The 15445-nt window shown below is 49.5% G+C and carries 20 protein-coding genes; 8 read left to right on the top strand and 12 right to left on the bottom strand.

The genetic code is table 11. The features are described from left to right. The first annotated feature begins 85 nt into the window (after positions 1–85). Positions 86–838: a DUF1194 domain-containing protein gene (locus tag CDA54_RS03410; RefSeq protein WP_099033627.1), complete on the top strand. Its 753-nt coding sequence runs from the start codon at positions 86–88 to the stop codon at positions 836–838. A gap of 233 nt (positions 839–1071) precedes the next feature. Here the strand turns inward: CDA54_RS03410 and CDA54_RS03405 are convergent, their stop codons facing one another. The 10 genes from CDA54_RS03405 to CDA54_RS03360 form a co-directional block, all read right to left on the bottom strand. Further along, positions 1072–1353 (bottom strand): HPr family phosphocarrier protein, encoded by a 282-nt coding sequence (locus CDA54_RS03405; RefSeq protein ID WP_099033586.1) that lies wholly within the window; start codon positions 1351–1353, stop codon positions 1072–1074. After that, positions 1350–2198 (bottom strand): RNase adapter RapZ, encoded by an 849-nt coding sequence (rapZ, locus tag CDA54_RS03400; protein WP_099033585.1) that lies wholly within the window; start codon positions 2196–2198, stop codon positions 1350–1352. The genes CDA54_RS03405 and rapZ overlap by 4 nt, the downstream gene beginning before the upstream one ends. Beyond that, positions 2195–2638: a PTS IIA-like nitrogen regulatory protein PtsN gene (ptsN, locus tag CDA54_RS03395; protein WP_099033584.1), complete on the bottom strand. Its 444-nt coding sequence runs from the start codon at positions 2636–2638 to the stop codon at positions 2195–2197. The genes rapZ and ptsN overlap by 4 nt, the downstream gene beginning before the upstream one ends. Positions 2639–2652: 14 nt before the next feature. After that, positions 2653–2940: a ribosome hibernation promoting factor gene (hpf, locus tag CDA54_RS03390; protein ID WP_099033583.1), complete on the bottom strand. Its 288-nt coding sequence runs from the start codon at positions 2938–2940 to the stop codon at positions 2653–2655. Between the two features lie 22 nt (positions 2941–2962). Then, positions 2963–4429 (bottom strand): RNA polymerase factor sigma-54, encoded by a 1467-nt coding sequence (locus tag CDA54_RS03385; RefSeq protein WP_099033582.1) that lies wholly within the window; start codon positions 4427–4429, stop codon positions 2963–2965. A gap of 86 nt (positions 4430–4515) precedes the next feature. After that, the gene (lptB, locus tag CDA54_RS03380; protein ID WP_099033581.1) at positions 4516–5241 is read right to left on the bottom strand and encodes an LPS export ABC transporter ATP-binding protein; all 726 of its coding nucleotides are present in this window, start codon (positions 5239–5241) and stop codon (positions 4516–4518) included. Then, positions 5241–5771, bottom strand: a complete 531-nt coding sequence (gene lptA / locus CDA54_RS03375) for a lipopolysaccharide transport periplasmic protein LptA (RefSeq protein ID WP_229748026.1) — start codon at positions 5769–5771, stop codon at positions 5241–5243. The genes lptB and lptA overlap by 1 nt, the downstream gene beginning before the upstream one ends. Next, positions 5755–6318 carry an LPS export ABC transporter periplasmic protein LptC gene (gene lptC / locus CDA54_RS03370; protein WP_099033580.1) on the bottom strand — a complete coding sequence of 188 codons (564 nt, stop codon included), beginning with the start codon at positions 6316–6318 and terminating at the stop codon, positions 5755–5757. The genes lptA and lptC overlap by 17 nt, the downstream gene beginning before the upstream one ends. Beyond that, positions 6315–6869: a 3-deoxy-manno-octulosonate-8-phosphatase KdsC gene (gene kdsC, locus CDA54_RS03365; protein ID WP_099033579.1), complete on the bottom strand. Its 555-nt coding sequence runs from the start codon at positions 6867–6869 to the stop codon at positions 6315–6317. Before kdsC ends, lptC begins: the two co-directional genes overlap by 4 nt. A gap of 20 nt (positions 6870–6889) precedes the next feature. Then, positions 6890–7849, bottom strand: coding sequence for a calcium/sodium antiporter (locus CDA54_RS03360; protein ID WP_099033578.1), 960 nt, complete (start codon positions 7847–7849; stop codon positions 6890–6892). A 334-nt stretch (positions 7850–8183) separates the two neighbouring features. Here CDA54_RS03360 and CDA54_RS03355 point away from each other — a divergent pair, with 334 nt between their 5' ends. From CDA54_RS03355 to murA, 7 genes are read left to right on the top strand one after another with little or no spacing between them, the layout of a single operon-like run. After that, positions 8184–8981, top strand: coding sequence for an ATP-binding cassette domain-containing protein (locus CDA54_RS03355; protein WP_099033577.1), 798 nt, complete (start codon positions 8184–8186; stop codon positions 8979–8981). Continuing rightward, a complete protein-coding gene (gene mlaE, locus CDA54_RS03350) occupies positions 8981–9757 on the top strand; it encodes a lipid asymmetry maintenance ABC transporter permease subunit MlaE (RefSeq protein WP_099033576.1) in 777 nt (258 codons plus the stop codon). Before CDA54_RS03355 ends, mlaE begins: the two co-directional genes overlap by 1 nt. 16 nt (positions 9758–9773) lie before the next feature. Further along, positions 9774–10235, top strand: a complete 462-nt coding sequence (gene mlaD / locus CDA54_RS03345; RefSeq protein ID WP_099033575.1) for an outer membrane lipid asymmetry maintenance protein MlaD — start codon at positions 9774–9776, stop codon at positions 10233–10235. A gap of 58 nt (positions 10236–10293) precedes the next feature. Beyond that, on the top strand, positions 10294–10947 hold the full coding sequence (locus CDA54_RS03340) for an MlaC/ttg2D family ABC transporter substrate-binding protein (RefSeq protein ID WP_373286059.1): 654 nt from the start codon (positions 10294–10296) through the stop codon (positions 10945–10947). Next, a complete protein-coding gene (locus CDA54_RS03335) occupies positions 10944–11240 on the top strand; it encodes an STAS domain-containing protein (protein ID WP_099033574.1) in 297 nt (98 codons plus the stop codon). The genes CDA54_RS03340 and CDA54_RS03335 overlap by 4 nt, the downstream gene beginning before the upstream one ends. Positions 11241–11269: 29 nt before the next feature. Continuing rightward, complete coding sequence (locus CDA54_RS03330; RefSeq protein ID WP_099033573.1) at positions 11270–11527, top strand: BolA family protein; 258 nt, start codon at positions 11270–11272, stop codon at positions 11525–11527. Positions 11528–11532: 5 nt separating this feature from the next. Then, a complete protein-coding gene (murA, locus tag CDA54_RS03325) occupies positions 11533–12789 on the top strand; it encodes a UDP-N-acetylglucosamine 1-carboxyvinyltransferase (protein WP_099033572.1) in 1257 nt (418 codons plus the stop codon). Between the two features lie 80 nt (positions 12790–12869). Here the strand turns inward: murA and CDA54_RS03320 are convergent, their stop codons facing one another. Beyond that, entirely contained in the window at positions 12870–13958 is a 1089-nt protein-coding gene (locus tag CDA54_RS03320) for a trypsin-like peptidase domain-containing protein (protein WP_425319642.1), read from the bottom strand. Between the two features lie 146 nt (positions 13959–14104). Continuing rightward, positions 14105–15439, bottom strand: a complete 1335-nt coding sequence (locus tag CDA54_RS03315) for a DegQ family serine endoprotease (RefSeq protein ID WP_373286063.1) — start codon at positions 15437–15439, stop codon at positions 14105–14107. Positions 15440–15445 lie beyond the last annotated feature (6 nt).

The raw sequence follows: 15445 nt of genomic DNA, 5'->3' as shown, positions 1-15445 counted from the left end.
TTATGCCGCATGGGTTTTACCCGTGAGTGCAGGATTTGCACTGCTTTATCTTTTTAATTAACTCTATACATAAAGGACATTAAAGATGTTTAGGAAGTTTTTCGCTGCGTTGTTTTTTGCTGGTGCACTCTCCGGTGCTGCACAGGCTGATCTTATTGAGACAGATCTGGAACTGCAATTATTAGCTGATGTATCAGGTAGTGTTGATAGCAGTGAATATGCATTGCAATTAACAGGTTACGCCAATGCATTTCGTTCAAGCACTATTATCGATGCAATCACCAGCGGCGCCATTGGCAGCATTGCGGTGCAATATATTGAGTGGTCTGGTTCCACCCAGCAGCAAGTGCAGGTTGACTGGATGCTGATTGACAGTACTGCGACTTCCAATGCCTTTGCTGATGCGCTGGAAAATGTTTCCCGTGCCTTTAGCGGTATGACAGCTATCGGTTCGGCGCTGGACTTCGGTGCTGGCTTGTTTGCCACTAACGACTTTACTTCTTCTCGCAAGGTTGTGGATGTGTCCGGTGACGGCGCACTGAATGACGGTATATCGGTTCAGGATGGTCAGTCAGCTGTGTTGAATGCCGGTATCGATGTGATCAATGGTATCACCATTGGTAATGAAGGCGGTCTGCAGGATTTTTATCAGCAGAACGTTATTGCCGGTACCGATGCCTTCCATATTCATGCTGAAGACTTCGCTGATTTTTCGGCTGGTATAGAACAGAAACTGGAGCGTGAAATCCGTTCTACTCCTGTCTCTGAGCCTGCTACTATGGTCATTTTTGCGCTGGGTGTTGCCGGTATGGCATTAAGCCGTCGCCGCAAAGTGTAAATATTCACAAACTGTCTATGCTATGGCTTTTTATAAGTCAGTAGCAGCTCCAAAAGGCTGACATTGTTGTCAGCCTTTTTTGTGACTGGTCAGGAGTTAGGAGTTAGGAGTTAGGAGTTAGGAGTTAGGAAAAATGTTGATATATCAGATGGTTAAGTCAAGCTTTTTCTGCCTCACGCCTCACGCCTCACGCCTCACGCCTCACGCCTCACGCCTCACGCCTCACGCCTCACTCATTGCTCTTCATTAAACTTTTTCTGAATCAGCTGTTCGACGGCGGCCATGGCCGCTTCTGCGTCTTTGCCTTCGCTGACTACTCTGACTTCCTTGCCCATACTGCTTTCCAGCATCATCAGGCCAAGTACACTGGTGGCAGAAGCAGATTTATCGCCCTGATGCAGGGTGACTTCGGCATCAAACTGATTGGCCAGTTTCGCCAGTTGGGTGGCGGCTCTGGCGTGCAGGCCGAGCTTATTCTGGATCAGCAGGATCTTTTCCAGTTTATCTGAACTCATTCCCGCGACAGCTCCCGGTGTCGGATCTGCACATCGGGGTGTACAGCACGAAACGTCCTGGCGAGGCATTCAGCCACATACACGGAGCGATGCTGGCCGCCGGTACAGCCAATTGCAATGGTCACATAGCTGCGATTATTACGCTCAAGGTGCGGTAGCCAGGTGGAAATCAGGTTCTGGATCTGCCAGATAAATTTGGTGACGATAGCCTGTGAACCGAGAAAGCTCTCCACCTGTGGATCTAACCCGGTGAGGTGTTTCAGTTCCGGCTCCCAGTGAGGGTTAGGCAGAAAACGGGCATCGAATACATAGTCGGCATCTTTGGGTATACCGTGTTTAAAACCAAAGGACTCAAATACCAATACCAGCCGCGAACTTTTTTTCCCCAGTATGCGCTCACGCACCAGTTCGGCCAGCTGATGGACAGACAGTTCCCCGGTATCGATATAAAGATCAGCTCGCTCGGCGATGGGGGCCAGTAAGACCGCCTCCGACTGTATGGCATCGGTGAGTGACTTGCTGCGCTTAGACAGCGGATGCAGGCGGCGGGTTTCACTGAAACGCTTGATCAGGACATCATCACTGGCGTCCAGATACAGCACCATCAGCTCCCAGGTGGAGGGCAGATAATCCAGTATTTCCACCAGCTCTTCAGGATCTTTGGGCAGATTACGCACATCAATGCTTACCGCTACCTGGTCATACTCATCCACTACCGTATGGGTAAGGGTGGGCAACAAATTGACCGGAATATTGTCTACACAGTAGTAGCCCAAATCTTCCAGAGAACGAAGCACAATGGATTTGCCGGAGCCAGACCGGCCACTGATGATAATCAGTTTCACACTATGGCCTCGTACAGTTCCTGATTTGTTTTTGCGTGGCGCAGGCGCTTGACCACATCCTTGTCATTGAGTTTAGCGGCGATGGTGGCCAGAGTCTGTAAATGACCCTGGGCCTGTTCTTCAGGCACAAGAATTGCGAAGAAAATATCTACTGGCTGATTGTCGATGGCGTCATAAGAAATCGGGCCGTCGCTGGTAATCAACACTGCCATCACCTTATCAAGCCCGGCCAGACGACCATGAGGAATAGCGATACCATTGCCAATACCGGTGCTGCCCATCTTTTCGCGGCACAGCAGGCTGGTAAGAATAGGGTCGAGTTCAATGTCGGGCAGGTTTTTGTTTGCCACGTCACTAATGGTTTCGAAAATGCGCTTTTTACTGGTGCCCTGAACTGCACAGAGTGTGCAGCCAGGGGCCAGGATGTCTTTAATTTCCATGTAAATACTATTTTCTAGTGTCGTTTCATTTTTTCTTTGTGCTTGATTACCTGTCGGTCGAGCTTGTCGATCAGGCCATCAATGGCAGCGTACATATCGGTGTGCTCAGAGGTGGCAAAGACTTCCGCACCATGCAGGTGCAGGGTTGCTTCGGCTTTCTGATTGAGCTTTTCGACATTCAGAATGACATGCACATTATTAATATGATCGAAATGTCGCTCCAGCTTGGTAAATTTTGTGTCAACGTAATCTCGAAGAGAATCGGTAATTTCAACGTGGTGTCCAGTAAGGTTGATTTGCATAATGCCTCTTCCTCTTGTTCGCCTATAACAGGCTTTTGCGTTGGTTGGACGGGGGAATCGACAGCGACTCCCGGTACTTTGCTATTGTTCGCCGGGCAACTTTAATACCTTGCTCGGCCAACAACTGTGCAATCTTACTGTCACTCAGTGGCTTGGCGGGTATCTCTGCGGCCACCAGTTTCTTGATCAGAGCACGAATGGCGGTTGAAGAGCACTCGCCACCACTTTCGGTAGCAACATGGCTGGAGAAGAAATACTTCAGCTCAAAAATGCCTCTGGGGGTATGCATATACTTCTGGGTGGTCACCCTGGATATGGTGGACTCGTGCATATCTACCATTTCCGCCACATCGTTGAGTACCATAGGTTTCATGGACTCCGGGCCATATTCGAAAAAGCCATGTTGCTGCTGGACAATACAGTTGGCCACTTTGAGCAATGTATCATTGCGGCTTTCAAGGCTCTTTATAAACCATTTCGCTTCCTGCATGTGAGAGCGGATAAACTGGCTGTCACTGGCGCTTTTAGTACTCTTACTCATGGCCGCATATTGCTGATTTATACTCAGCTTAGGCAGGCTGTCCGGGTTGAGTTCGACGGTCCAGCGCCCCTGTTTCTTGGCCACAGATACATCCGGGATCACATACTCAGGCTCACTGGTGGCAATGGCGCTGCCGGGCCGTGGATTCAGGGTCTGTAACAAACGCAGGGCTTCCCGGAGTTCATCTTCCTTAAGCCGGGCTTTGCGCATCAGCGTCCGGTAGTCTTTGCTGGCCAGCAGCTCACTGTATTCGAGGATCAGTGACTTGGACTGCTCCAGCCAGGGGGTATCAGCAGGAAACTGACGCAGTTGCACCAGCAAGCATTCCTGTACGCTACGACTGCCCACGCCAACAGGATCGAACATCTGAATGCGCTTGAGTACACACTCTACTTCATCCAGTTCCACTTCTTCATTGTCCAGACTTTGCAGGATATCCTCGGTGGTGACCGTCAGGTAGCCAACATCATCGATGGAATCAATAATGGCCATCGCGATGGCCTGGTCGGTATCACTGAAATGCGTCAGGCGCATTTGCCAAAGCAGATGGTCCTGAATGCTGTCAGAGGTTTCGCCCTGATAAATATTGTCATCTGCAGCACTGACCGCCGAAGAACCTGGCGTAGACGAGGCGCTGTAATACTCATCCCAGGTGGTATCCATGGGTAGATCTTCTGGCAATTCTTGTTTTTCCAGCGCCTCACCAGTTTCAATGCTGTCGCTGTCTTTACTGTTACTGGTTTCGCCGGCCTGGTCGTCGGCATCAGCTTGATCCGAAGGATTCTGATCGGCAGACTCCTCTGACTCAAGCAGAGGGTTTGACTCCAGTGCCTCCTGGATTTCCTGTTGTAAATCCAGCGTCGACAGTTGCAGTAGACGAATCGCCTGCTGCAACTGAGGCGTCATGGTGAGTTGTTGGCTGAACTTTAACTGTAATGCAGGCTTCATTTACTTCTTATATTGGTTCCGATGGCCTTGTTTAACGGGTGCTCCGGTTGATTCTTCATGAGCATTCCGGACGGCATTTTCTCTAACTATAGCTTGAATTGGTCTCCCAGGTATACATCTCTGACCTGCTTGTTATTCAGTACTTCATCAGCCGTACCCTGAGCAATTAAATCCCCATGACTAACAATGTAGGCTTTCTCGCAAACATCAAGGGTTTCACGGACATTGTGATCGGTGATCAGTACACCAATACCCCTGTCTCGAAGATGGCGGATAATATTCTTGATATCGCTCACAGATATAGGGTCAACTCCGGCAAAGGGTTCGTCAAGCAGAATGAAGCGCGGGTTGGCAGACAGCGCCCGTGCTATCTCTACTCGTCGGCGCTCCCCGCCAGATAAACTCATACCCGTGCTGGTCCGGATGTGATTGATATTGAACTCATCCAGCAACGCATCTGCTTCTTCTTCCCGCTGCCGCTGATTGAGGTCCTTGCGGGTTTCAAGTATGGCCATCAGATTCTGATAAACCGTCAGTTTCCGGAAGATCGACGCTTCCTGTGGCAAATAACCGATACCGGCCCGGGCACGGGCATGCATGGGTTCGAGGGTTAACTCTTTGTCATCGATGAAAATCTGGCCCTTATCCATAGGCACAAGTCCTACAATCATGTAAAAAGACGTGGTCTTGCCCGCGCCATTGGGACCCAACAGCCCCACAATCTGGCCACTGGCCACTTCAAGACTGACATTCTGTACCACTTGCCGATTCTTATACGACTTGGCCAGATGCAGGGCTTTTAAAACTGGCATCAGTCCTGCTGCTCCTCATCCTGCTGGGTTTTCTGCTTTTTTACCGTGCTTTCTGTCTGGAAGATGGTCATCACACGTCCATCTCCGTCATCTGTTCCTTGTGCCATCAATTGTTCTTTTTCCATGTTGAATTCAATCGATGAGCCGCGCACGCTGTGGTTGTTCTGATGTAGTTCAGCATTGCCGGTTAAGGTCAGAATCCGGCCTTCAACACGGTATTCAATATACTCTGCCGCTGCACGGATTCGGCTACCGTCTTTCATGGTTTGTTCATAGCTGGCCGGCGTACCTTTGGCAATGAAAGTCTCTTGGCCTTTGCCCTTTCCGGCATCGACTTCCAGTTCATCAGCGTTGATCTCCAGACTGCCCTGAGTGATATTGACGTTCTCGCGAAAAACAGACACTTTTTTAATGCCATCAGCGGTCTGATACTCCGATTTTATTTTAATCGGCTGATCGAAATCCTGATTGACTGCTATGGCATTAAAGCTCAGCAAGGCCAGAATCAGGAATTTAACTTGTTTTGCCATAAATTGTCTGCACATGGTCCAGTAGTTCAAATTGTTTAGTGGTCAGATCGGCGGAAAAACCATTGCCACTGATTGTATAGTTTTCACCAGAAATGGTGACGCTCTGATCGGATGTCATGGTCTTACCGGTCAGGTCGATTTCAATAAAGCTGGTAGTAACAGTCCGGATAAAACCCTCTTTATCCTGACTGATAATCCGAACATTAGTTTCCAGCTGAATACGATTATCTTCATATAGTGTGCCTTGCTCAGCCGTTACTTCCCATGGGGCTTCATCTTCAGCGACAAAGATCCTGTATCGGGGCTGCTGAAACAGGGTAAAGCCAAGTAAGTCGTAATGTTCCATATTATTGGCATGGATGCTGTGAGATAGCTGGCCTTGCTCATTATACAACCGGGTTTGCATATTAGACGCCAGATAGTTGGGTTGCAAAAATGCTTCATCCTGTTGTTCAGTCTCTTGCGGCTGTGTATCCAGCCACCACAGGTTGTTGGTCGCGAGGATCAGTAAAAACAGCAACCCAATGCTGATATAAATCCGCTTCATGTGCTGCTTCCGTGAATCAGTTCAAGTTTATTCTGGGACTGGAGCAATAGATCACAGATTTCTCTGACCGCACCAAACCCCCCTGAGCGCTGTGTGACATAGTCTGCCTGCTGCTGCACATAGGGGTGCCCCTGTGGTACACTGAGACGCAGGCCGGAATGTTCAAACATGCCCAGATCCGGCATATCGTCGCCCATAGCAGCCACCTGGTTCAGTGGATACTGGCATTTTCGCAGTAGTTCAGTCATGGCTTGCTGCTTATTTTCTGCGCCCTGAATAATATGTCTGACGCCCAAAGCAGACATCCTGTTATGCACAATCTGCGAGTGTCTGCCGGTGATGACCGCTACCTCGATCCCAATATTTAAAACAGCCTTAATGCCATAACCATCGAGAGTGTGGAAGGCTTTGATTTCCTCGCCCTGATTGCCCAGATAAATGCGGCCATCAGAGAATATGCCATCTACATCGCAGACCAATAAACGGATTTGCGAGAATCGCGCGAGAGTTGAAGTGGGCATATTACCGTATAGTGTTTTTATCTGGCTCATCTGTCTGTCGTCTGTTTTTGTTAAGGAAATAAACTGATCTGAAAGGCAACAAATCCTGCCAGTAATAGCCCACCTTGCCAGTTCTCGATCCGCCTCTTCCCTTTAATCGCAAAACTGAAAAAAATCAGCAGGCCGGTGAGCAACAACATGACCGGAATATCTCTTTGCATGATTTGAGCATCCAGTCTATCGGGTGATATCAAGGCTGGCATGGCCAATACTGCCAGTATATTAAAAATATTGGAGCCAAGTATATTGCCTAGCGCCAAATCCTGCTCTTTTTTGACCACACTGGCAATACAGGCAGCTAATTCCGGCAAACTGGTTCCTACAGCAACAATCGTCAATCCAATGATAAGATCACTGATTTCATAGAAGCGCGCAATGGCGGTAGCGGAATCTACCATATAGTGGGCGCTTATCGGCAACAATATGCTACCCAGTAGCAACCACAACAGATATCTCATCGGTTTATGATGACTTTCAATATCGGCGGTGAGTTCCCGGACCAGCGGGTCGCTCTGGCCTGCGGAAAGAGACAGCCAGATAAGTGCTCCTATGGTGGCAAAAAACAAGACCAATAACAGCACTCCCTCGATGCGGGAAAGAAAACTGTCGGCCAGTAACAGGGCAGCAAAGACCGATACAGCCAATACCATTGGAATTTCTCGTTTCAGCGTCACCGACGCCACCTGCATAGGCCTGAGCAAGGCGGTCACCCCCAACACAAGACCGATATTGGCGATATTAGAGCCAATGGCATTGCCCACAGCCAGATTGTTGTTTACGTTCAGTGACGCGCTGATGGCCACCAGAATTTCCGGAGCTGATGATCCCATGGCCATGATCGTCATACCAATCAGCATGGGCTGGATACCGAAGCAGGCTGCCAGACCTGAAGCGCCGGTAACGAAGCGGCTGGCGCTCCAGCTCAATACCAGCAAGCCAGCAATAAAGATAATAAAGTGTATCAGCGGCATATGAGACTATATGCTGTAACCTGGAATGTTCCGGATTGTCGCAAAAACAACAAACTTTTCCTATGCCATTGATGAACTGAAGTCCACTCGGCAATTGAGAAAGTAAACGCCATCGTTTACAATCTTTGTCTGCTAACATTGAATAAGTCTGATGTTACTTTCAGGGAGTTAACTTAATCCGTTGTCTGCCTGGGAACGTATCAATATTTAGAACACAACTTATTACTTTTTAACTTTTTCACTGCCCCTTGAAAAACAGTACAATGCGCCTCACAACAGGCTGCCGGAGCGAGAGCACCTGGATTGTCTTACAGCCAGAATAGCGGATTAGAGAATGGAAGACCTGATAACGATCGAAAACATGAGTTTTTCCCGCGGTAGCAAGCGCCTCTACGATAGTATTTCTTTGCAGATCCCAAAGGGTAAGACTACCGCGATTATGGGGCCCAGCGGCATAGGTAAAACAACCTTATTAAAGCTGATCGGTGGCCAGTTACATCCGGACAGTGGTGATATTCGTTTTAAAGGTGAATCCATTCCATCAATGAAGCGTAACCGCTTGTTCCAGGTGCGACGCCAGATGAGCATGCTGTTTCAAAGCGGGGCACTGTTCACCGATATGTCAGTATTCGACAATGTTGCCTTTGCTCTGAGAGAGCATTCTGATTTGCCTGAGCGGCTGATTCATATTCTGGTGATGATGAAGCTTCAGGCGGTGGGGCTGCGCGGTGCCGCGCAGATGATGCCCAGTCAGTTGTCGGGAGGCATGGCACGACGAGCAGCACTGGCCAGGGCCATAGCACTGGATCCTGAACTGATTATGTATGACGAGCCTTTTGCCGGTCAGGACCCTATTTCCATGGGCGTGCTGGTGAAATTAATCAAAGCTCTGAATGATGCGCTGAATCTGACCAGTATCGTGGTCACGCATGATGTCAAAGAGGTCATGTCTATAGCGGATTATGTCTATATTCTGGCGGACAAGAAAGTCATCGGGCAGGGCACACCCGATCAGATTCGCGAACATGAGTCAGAACTGGTGCAACAATTCTTAGGTGGCAAGGCCGATGGTCCGGTGCCTTTTCATTACCCGGCGAACAGCCTGGAACAAGACTTACTGGAGGCAAATTGATGGACTGGTTTGCACAACTGGGTAACAAAACGTTAAGCGGTCTGGCCGGATTAGGGCGGGCCTCTTCATTGTTATTCAGTGCGCTGGTGGCGAGGCCGCAGCCGGTGAAAATGTTCCCGTTGCTGATGAAGCAATTGTATGTGGTGGGTGTGCAGTCATTGCTGATCGTTATCGTGTCAGGCGCTTTTATCGGTATGGTTCTGGCGCTGCAAGCCTACACCGTGTTGGTGGACTATGGTGCTGAAGAAAGCCTGGGGCCGATGGTTGCACTTTCATTATTACGGGAATTGGGGCCGGTAGTGACTGCGCTACTGTTTGCCGGGCGCGCCGGTTCTGCATTGACCGCGGAAATTGGTTTAATGAAAGCCACAGAGCAACTGAGTAGTCTGGAGATGATGGCAGTTGACCCTATGCGTCGGGTGATTGCCCCCAGGCTTTGGGCGGGACTAATATCTATGCCATTGCTGGCGCTGATATTCAGTGCTGTAGGGATTCTAGGTGGTCAGGTGGTAGGAGTCGACTGGTTAGGCGTGGACGCCGGGAGTTACTGGTCAGTGATGCAATCTGCTGTGGAGTTCAACAAGGATGTATTAAATGGCGTGATTAAAAGCATTGTATTTGCTTTTGTGGTGACCTGGATAGCAGTTTTTAAAGGTTATGACTGTATCCCGACCTCTGAAGGAATGGGGCAGGCGACGACGCAGACAGTGGTGTATTCATCGCTGGCAGTATTAGGGCTGGATTTTGTATTAACGGCATTAATGTTCGGTAATTAATGACAGAGGAATGACGATGACTTCAAGGAAAACTGAAATAATGGTGGGGCTTTTCGTATCCCTGGCGGTTGCAGCCCTGCTTATATTGGCCCTGAAAGTGGCCAATGCGGGCATAACGGGTAATGGGGAAACCTATGAGCTAAAGGCCAAATTTGACAATATCGGCGGGCTTAAAGTCCGCTCACCTATCAAGTTAGGCGGTGTCGTCATTGGCAGAGTAGGTAAAATCAGCCTGGATAATGAAAATTATACACCGGTCGTGACTCTGGAGATTTCTGCAGAATATAAAGGTTTTCCGGAAACGACGTCAGTTTCTATCCTTACCTCCGGTCTGTTAGGAGAGCAGTATGTGGGATTGCAGCCAGGTTTTTCCATCGATGGTGTTGAACCTCTGGAGCCCGGAGATTACATCCCCGATACCAAGTCAGCACTGGTGCTGGAAGATTTGATTGGACAGTTCCTGTTTAACAGAGATTAAGCCGGGATGCAGGTTAATGGCAGGATTGCCAGTGTTTAATTTTAAATGGAGTAAATCGATGAGCGTAAAATGGTTGATGCAAGGTGTGATGGTGTTAGCTCTCAGCCTGACTTTCAGTGTACAGGCACAGGAACCTGAAAGCCCCTATCAATTACTGTCCGAAGTGGCGACTAAAACCTTTGACAGGATCAAAGCCGAGCGCCCTGGCATAGAGAAAAACCCTGAAATCTTACGGGACATCATGAAAGAGGAGCTGCTTCCTTATGTTGATTACAAGTTCGCCGCACTGAAGGTGCTGGGCAGGCATTTCAAATCTGTACCTCAGGATAAGTTACCCGAGTATATTCAGGAGTTCAGAAGCTACCTGGTGACCACCTATGCGCTGGCAATGGCTCAGTATGATGATCAGGACGTTGTCTTTGAACCCGGACGCGACTATGCCGATGAGAAAATGGTTACGGTGAGGGCTGTGGTAAAGGAACAGGGTAAGCCGGATATCAATATTTCGTTTAAGGTGCGCAAGAACAGTCGCACTGAAGAGTGGCGTGCTTTTGATATGGTTGCCGAGGGCATCAGCATGTTGTCGAGCAAGCAAAGCGAATTTGAATCGATTATTCGTCAGGATGGCATTGATGCGGTAATCGCTTTGCTGAAGGAAAAAAACCAACAGCCAATCCGCCTGCCAGATGAAAACAAAGGGGCAGAAGCGTGAGCACATTGCGACTGAAAAGTACTGAACAAGGCACGTTCAGCCTCTGCGGTGCTTTTACCCGCGATAACCTGACTCAGGTGCTGGAGAGTCAAAGAGAACTCTGGCAACACGATTCATTGAAACTTAGCCTGGCTGACGTCACCCAGGCAGATATGGCCGGGCTGGCATGGCTAATCGATCTGGTCTCCCGGGCGCGTAATAAATCTGTTAGTCTGCGTCTTGAACATGTTCCTGACACCTTGTTAAAGCTGGCAAAAATCAGCGACGTGCAGGAGCTTTTACCGTTACAATAGGCGGCCCACCGCAAGCTATAAGTTGTTCTATGCAAACAGATGAAATTGAAACCCTACTCAGACAAGCACTGGATTTGACTGAGCTGTACGTCAAAGGCGAAGGATCTCATTATCAGGTTATCGCCGTTGGTGAAGTTTTTGCCGGTGCCAGCCGTGTCAGGAAACAGCAACTGATTTATGCACCTTTGTCGGCACAGATATCCGATGGCAGTATCCACGCACTGACAATTAAGGCCTTTACTCCAGAGCAATGGCAGCGTGAACGCAAGTTCATCATGCCGGAATAAATATAATGGAAAAATTACTGATTCAGGGTAACGGACCTCTGCTGGGGGCTGTGCGAATATCCGGCGCCAAGAATGCCGCGCTACCCTTATTAATGGCCAGCCTTCTCACCGATGAGGTCTGCACCTTTACCAATGTCCCGGCCCTGCGCGATGTTAAGACCAGTCTTGATCTGTTGAAGCGTCTGGGGGCACAGGTCAGCTTCGTTGCAGACACTGTGACTATTGATGCAAGCCAGATCTCTAACCTGGTAGCGCCCTATGAGCTGGTAAAAACCATGCGTGCTTCGATCCTTGTTCTGGGGCCGTTACTGGCCAAACATGGTGAGGCTCAGGTGTCGTTGCCTGGTGGCTGTGCCATTGGTGCTCGACCGGTTAATCTGCACCTCAGTGGGCTGGAACGTATGGGTGCCAAAATTGATGTTGATGGAGGTTATATCACCGCCAGCGTCGATGGGCGTTTACAGGGCGCCAGAATTTTTATGGATATGGTCAGTGTCGGGGCTACTGAAAACCTGATGATGGCGGCCGTGTTAGCGCAAGGTGAGACGATTCTTGAGAATGCTGCTCGTGAGCCGGAAATTGTCGACCTGGCAGATTGCCTGAAGAGTATGGGAGCGAATATTTCCGGCGCCGGTACTGATAATATCCGTATACAGGGCGTTAGTAGACTCAGTGGCTGTAATCACAGCGTGTTGCCGGATCGGATTGAAACCGGTACTTTTCTGGTAGCGGCGGCTATGACCAAAGGTAAAGTTCGTTGCGAAAAGGCAGCGGCTCATACTCTTGAGGCCGTTATTGCCAAATTGCGCGAAGTGGGGGCTGAGGTCAGCACCGGAGATGACTGGATCGAGCTCGATATGCAGCACAAAACGCTGCACAGTGTGAATATAAAAACCGCCCCTCATCCCGGTTTTCCTACAGATATGCAGGCACAGTTTGTGGCGCTGAACTCGGTGGCTCAGGGAACCGGAGTGGTAACAGAAACCATTTTCGAGAACCGTTTTATGCATGTACCTGAGTTACAGCGTATGGGGGCCAAAATCGATCTGGAAGCGAACAGTGCTGTTTGCCGGGGTAACTCGGAACTCACGGGGGCCGAAGTGATGGCAACGGATTTAAGGGCCTCCGCCAGCCTGGTCATTGCGGGTCTGGTCGCTGAAGGTGAAACGCTGGTAGACCGCATCTATCATCTGGATCGTGGTTACGAGCAGATCGAAATTAAACTGGGCGCACTGGGTGCGAAAATACAGCGTGTTGATTAGGCTGTGTTGTTATTAAGTTTTAAGTAAAGACCATACACCAAAGATCAATACGCCCTGATACGTCAGAGTAATCCGCAAGGTTAACCATTGCTTCCCAGTTCAGTAATGGTTACCTGCGTCTTCAGAACCTGTTCATCCCGCCGTAATTCGAAGGTAAGCTCTGAGCCCGGTTGGGTCTCGGCCACTAAATCAAGCGTTTTAAAGGCGCTTTCAATAGCATTGCCATCAATCTTCATGATGATATCGTTGGCTCTTATTCCCGCTGCAGCAGCGGGGCCTTTTGGGTCAACGGCTGTGACCAGAATACCGGGTTGATCAATAAACTCACTGCCGCTGATCCCCAGATAGCCACGAATAACCCGGCCATGGGCGACAATATCATCCATCACCCTTTTAGCCAGGGCATAAGGCACAGAAAAGAAAATTCCGGCTACATCTTTTATACGTCGGTTGTTGTCCAGGGTTTTGAAATTGGCATTATTGATCCCCACCATGGTGCCATTGCTGTCCACCAGGGCGCCACCTGAATTGCCTTTATTAAGTACCGCATCCATCTGGATAAAATCTGCGTAGTTCGCGCTGCTGACATAGTTACTTAAGCCCGCGCGGCCGGTTGCGCTGACCACACCCTGGGTAATGGTTTGTCCCAGGTTATAGGGGTTGCCTATGGCCAGTACGATGTCTCCGACCCGGGTATCGGGAATTTCAGTCTGAGGAATGACGGGAAGGTTCTCTTCAGTGACCTTAAGTACTGCAAGATCCGTGTGTGGATCCTGGCCTACCAGTTGGGCATCCAGTACTCTGCCATCCTGCAGGATCACATTGATATATTCGGCGTCTTTAATCACATGATAACACGTGAGTATGTGTCCCCCGGCCGTCATTATCACACCCGAACCGAGGCTGGTTCGTTCCACCGGTTGGCGTCGATAGAGCAATGGGCGATTGTCATAACCTGTGCTGTAGATATTCACTACAGCAGGTGCGGCATTGGCGATGGCATCACTGAAACTCATGGGAGCACGCTGAGTGACGCTGGAGTCGAACATTTTTAATGAAAGTCCTGAGCCATTGCGCAACTCTGGTACTGTCAGCAGCAGAATTACAGCCACTATCAGCCCCAGCAGAACGGATTTAAAAATAAAGGAAGCCCAGTTGTTATCAGTCACAGCTATCAGAGTTATCTTTCAAAAATTGGCCAGAGAATAGCATTGTCATCACGGTTTTAATACCAACGTGATCAGATATCCTGCTGAGCTTTGCAAACGACTGGTTTCTGCGGGCCAGACACGGCCCGCAGATGAACAGGAGTGGCCTAACGAATGACCAGATACAAAGAGCTGCTACCACGTTTGACATTCAGGGCAATGACGCCTTCATTGTCGTCCAGATAGCTGCGAAGTTCGCTGACATTAGTGATGCGCTGGCGGTTAACACCAACAATCACATCGCCATCCTGCAGACCCAGCCTTGCCGCCGGAGAGCGGGGTTGAATCTCTGTAACCGTAACGCCAGTAATGCCGTCTTTGGTTTCACCATCAGATAAGGTAGAGCCTTCAAGGAACGGATGAATCTGGCTGGCGGTGACATTCTGTTGAATGAAATCGTCCAGTACCACGGTGACATTACTGATCTCGCCGTTGCGGATAAGCCCCAAATCTACTTCTGTACCAGCACCGAGTGTACCTATTTTGGCCCGTAACTCAGTAAAGCTGCGAATTTTCTTGCCGTCCACTGAGATAATAATATCGCCAGGCTCAATCCCCCCTTTCTGTGCTGCCGAGTCTTTATTAACTTCTCTGACAAAAGCGCCCTGACTCACGTCCAGATCCATTGCTTTAGCCAGATCAGAGTCCAGATCCTGGCCAAGGATCCCCAATAATCCACGACGAATTTCACCAAACTCAATCAGCTGACTGGTGAGGCTCTTCATCATATTGACCGGAATGGCAAAACCGATTCCTACGTTGCCACCATTTGGACCGAATATCGCCGTATTAATGCCAATCAGCTCGCCTCTGAGATTGACCAGAGCCCCGCCTGAATTACCACGGTTGATGGCGGCGTCGGTCTGAATAAAATCTTCATATCCGCCGCCGCCCATGATATTTAAGTCACTGCGCCCCAAAGCGCTGATAATACCAGAGGTAACAGTCTGCGTGAGACCAAACGGATTACCAATCGCTACGGCAAAATCTCCTACCCGGAGTCCGTCGCTGTCGGCCAGTTTAACGGCGGTGAGGTTGTCGGCCTCGACCTGTAGCAGGGCGATATCACTCTGCTCGTCTGAACCAATCTTTTTCGCTTCGAGTTCTCGACCATCAATCAGCTTAATGGTGATTTCATCAGCCTTACTGACGACGTGATTATTGGTGACCACATAGCCTTTTTCAGCATCGATGATGACACCTGAACCAAGACCCCGAAAAGGTCGTTCCTGAACCTGCTCATCAGGCATGTTGGGACCAAAGAAGAAACGGAACATTTCCGGTACACGCTGGCGGGATACCTGAGTGCCGGCTACAGAAATACTGACCACTGCGGGTTTTACGTCTTCCAGCATGGGGGCCAGTGAAGGTATCTCATTCTTGTCGGTATTGAAAAAAGGCAACGCTGCATTGGCTGGCGACAACGTTGCGGAGATGGCCATTGTGGT

Origin of the sequence: Lacimicrobium alkaliphilum (genome assembly GCF_002591895.1) — a bacterium.
Classification (GTDB): domain Bacteria; phylum Pseudomonadota; class Gammaproteobacteria; order Enterobacterales; family Alteromonadaceae; genus Lacimicrobium; species Lacimicrobium alkaliphilum.
This window is presented reverse-complemented; position numbering and strand designations above follow the sequence as displayed.

Bases quoted from the DNA above. Each gene is read 5' to 3' on its own strand.
- CDA54_RS03330 (WP_099033573.1), top strand. From the start codon at position 11,270: ATGCAAACAGATGAAATTGAAACCCTACTCAGACAAGCACTGGATTTG.
- lptC (WP_099033580.1), bottom strand. From the start codon at position 6,318: ATGAAGCGGATTTATATCAGCATTGGGTTGCTGTTTTTACTGATCCTC.
- ptsN (WP_099033584.1), bottom strand. From the start codon at position 2,638: ATGGAAATTAAAGACATCCTGGCCCCTGGCTGCACACTCTGTGCAGTT.
- mlaE (WP_099033576.1), top strand. From the start codon at position 8,981: ATGGACTGGTTTGCACAACTGGGTAACAAAACGTTAAGCGGTCTGGCC.
- kdsC (WP_099033579.1), bottom strand. From the start codon at position 6,869: ATGAGCCAGATAAAAACACTATACGGTAATATGCCCACTTCAACTCTC.
- hpf (WP_099033583.1), bottom strand. From the start codon at position 2,940: ATGCAAATCAACCTTACTGGACACCACGTTGAAATTACCGATTCTCTT.
- CDA54_RS03355 (WP_099033577.1), top strand. From the start codon at position 8,184: ATGGAAGACCTGATAACGATCGAAAACATGAGTTTTTCCCGCGGTAGC.
- CDA54_RS03385 (WP_099033582.1), bottom strand. From the start codon at position 4,429: ATGAAGCCTGCATTACAGTTAAAGTTCAGCCAACAACTCACCATGACG.
- CDA54_RS03360 (WP_099033578.1), bottom strand. From the start codon at position 7,849: ATGCCGCTGATACACTTTATTATCTTTATTGCTGGCTTGCTGGTATTG.
- CDA54_RS03410 (WP_099033627.1), top strand. From the start codon at position 86: ATGTTTAGGAAGTTTTTCGCTGCGTTGTTTTTTGCTGGTGCACTCTCC.
- CDA54_RS03405 (WP_099033586.1), bottom strand. From the start codon at position 1,353: ATGAGTTCAGATAAACTGGAAAAGATCCTGCTGATCCAGAATAAGCTC.
- CDA54_RS03340 (WP_373286059.1), top strand. From the start codon at position 10,294: ATGAGCGTAAAATGGTTGATGCAAGGTGTGATGGTGTTAGCTCTCAGC.
- CDA54_RS03315 (WP_373286063.1), bottom strand. From the start codon at position 15,439: ATGGCCATCTCCGCAACGTTGTCGCCAGCCAATGCAGCGTTGCCTTTT.
- murA (WP_099033572.1), top strand. From the start codon at position 11,533: ATGGAAAAATTACTGATTCAGGGTAACGGACCTCTGCTGGGGGCTGTG.
- lptA (WP_229748026.1), bottom strand. From the start codon at position 5,771: ATGGCAAAACAAGTTAAATTCCTGATTCTGGCCTTGCTGAGCTTTAAT.
- mlaD (WP_099033575.1), top strand. From the start codon at position 9,774: ATGACTTCAAGGAAAACTGAAATAATGGTGGGGCTTTTCGTATCCCTG.
- lptB (WP_099033581.1), bottom strand. From the start codon at position 5,241: ATGCCAGTTTTAAAAGCCCTGCATCTGGCCAAGTCGTATAAGAATCGG.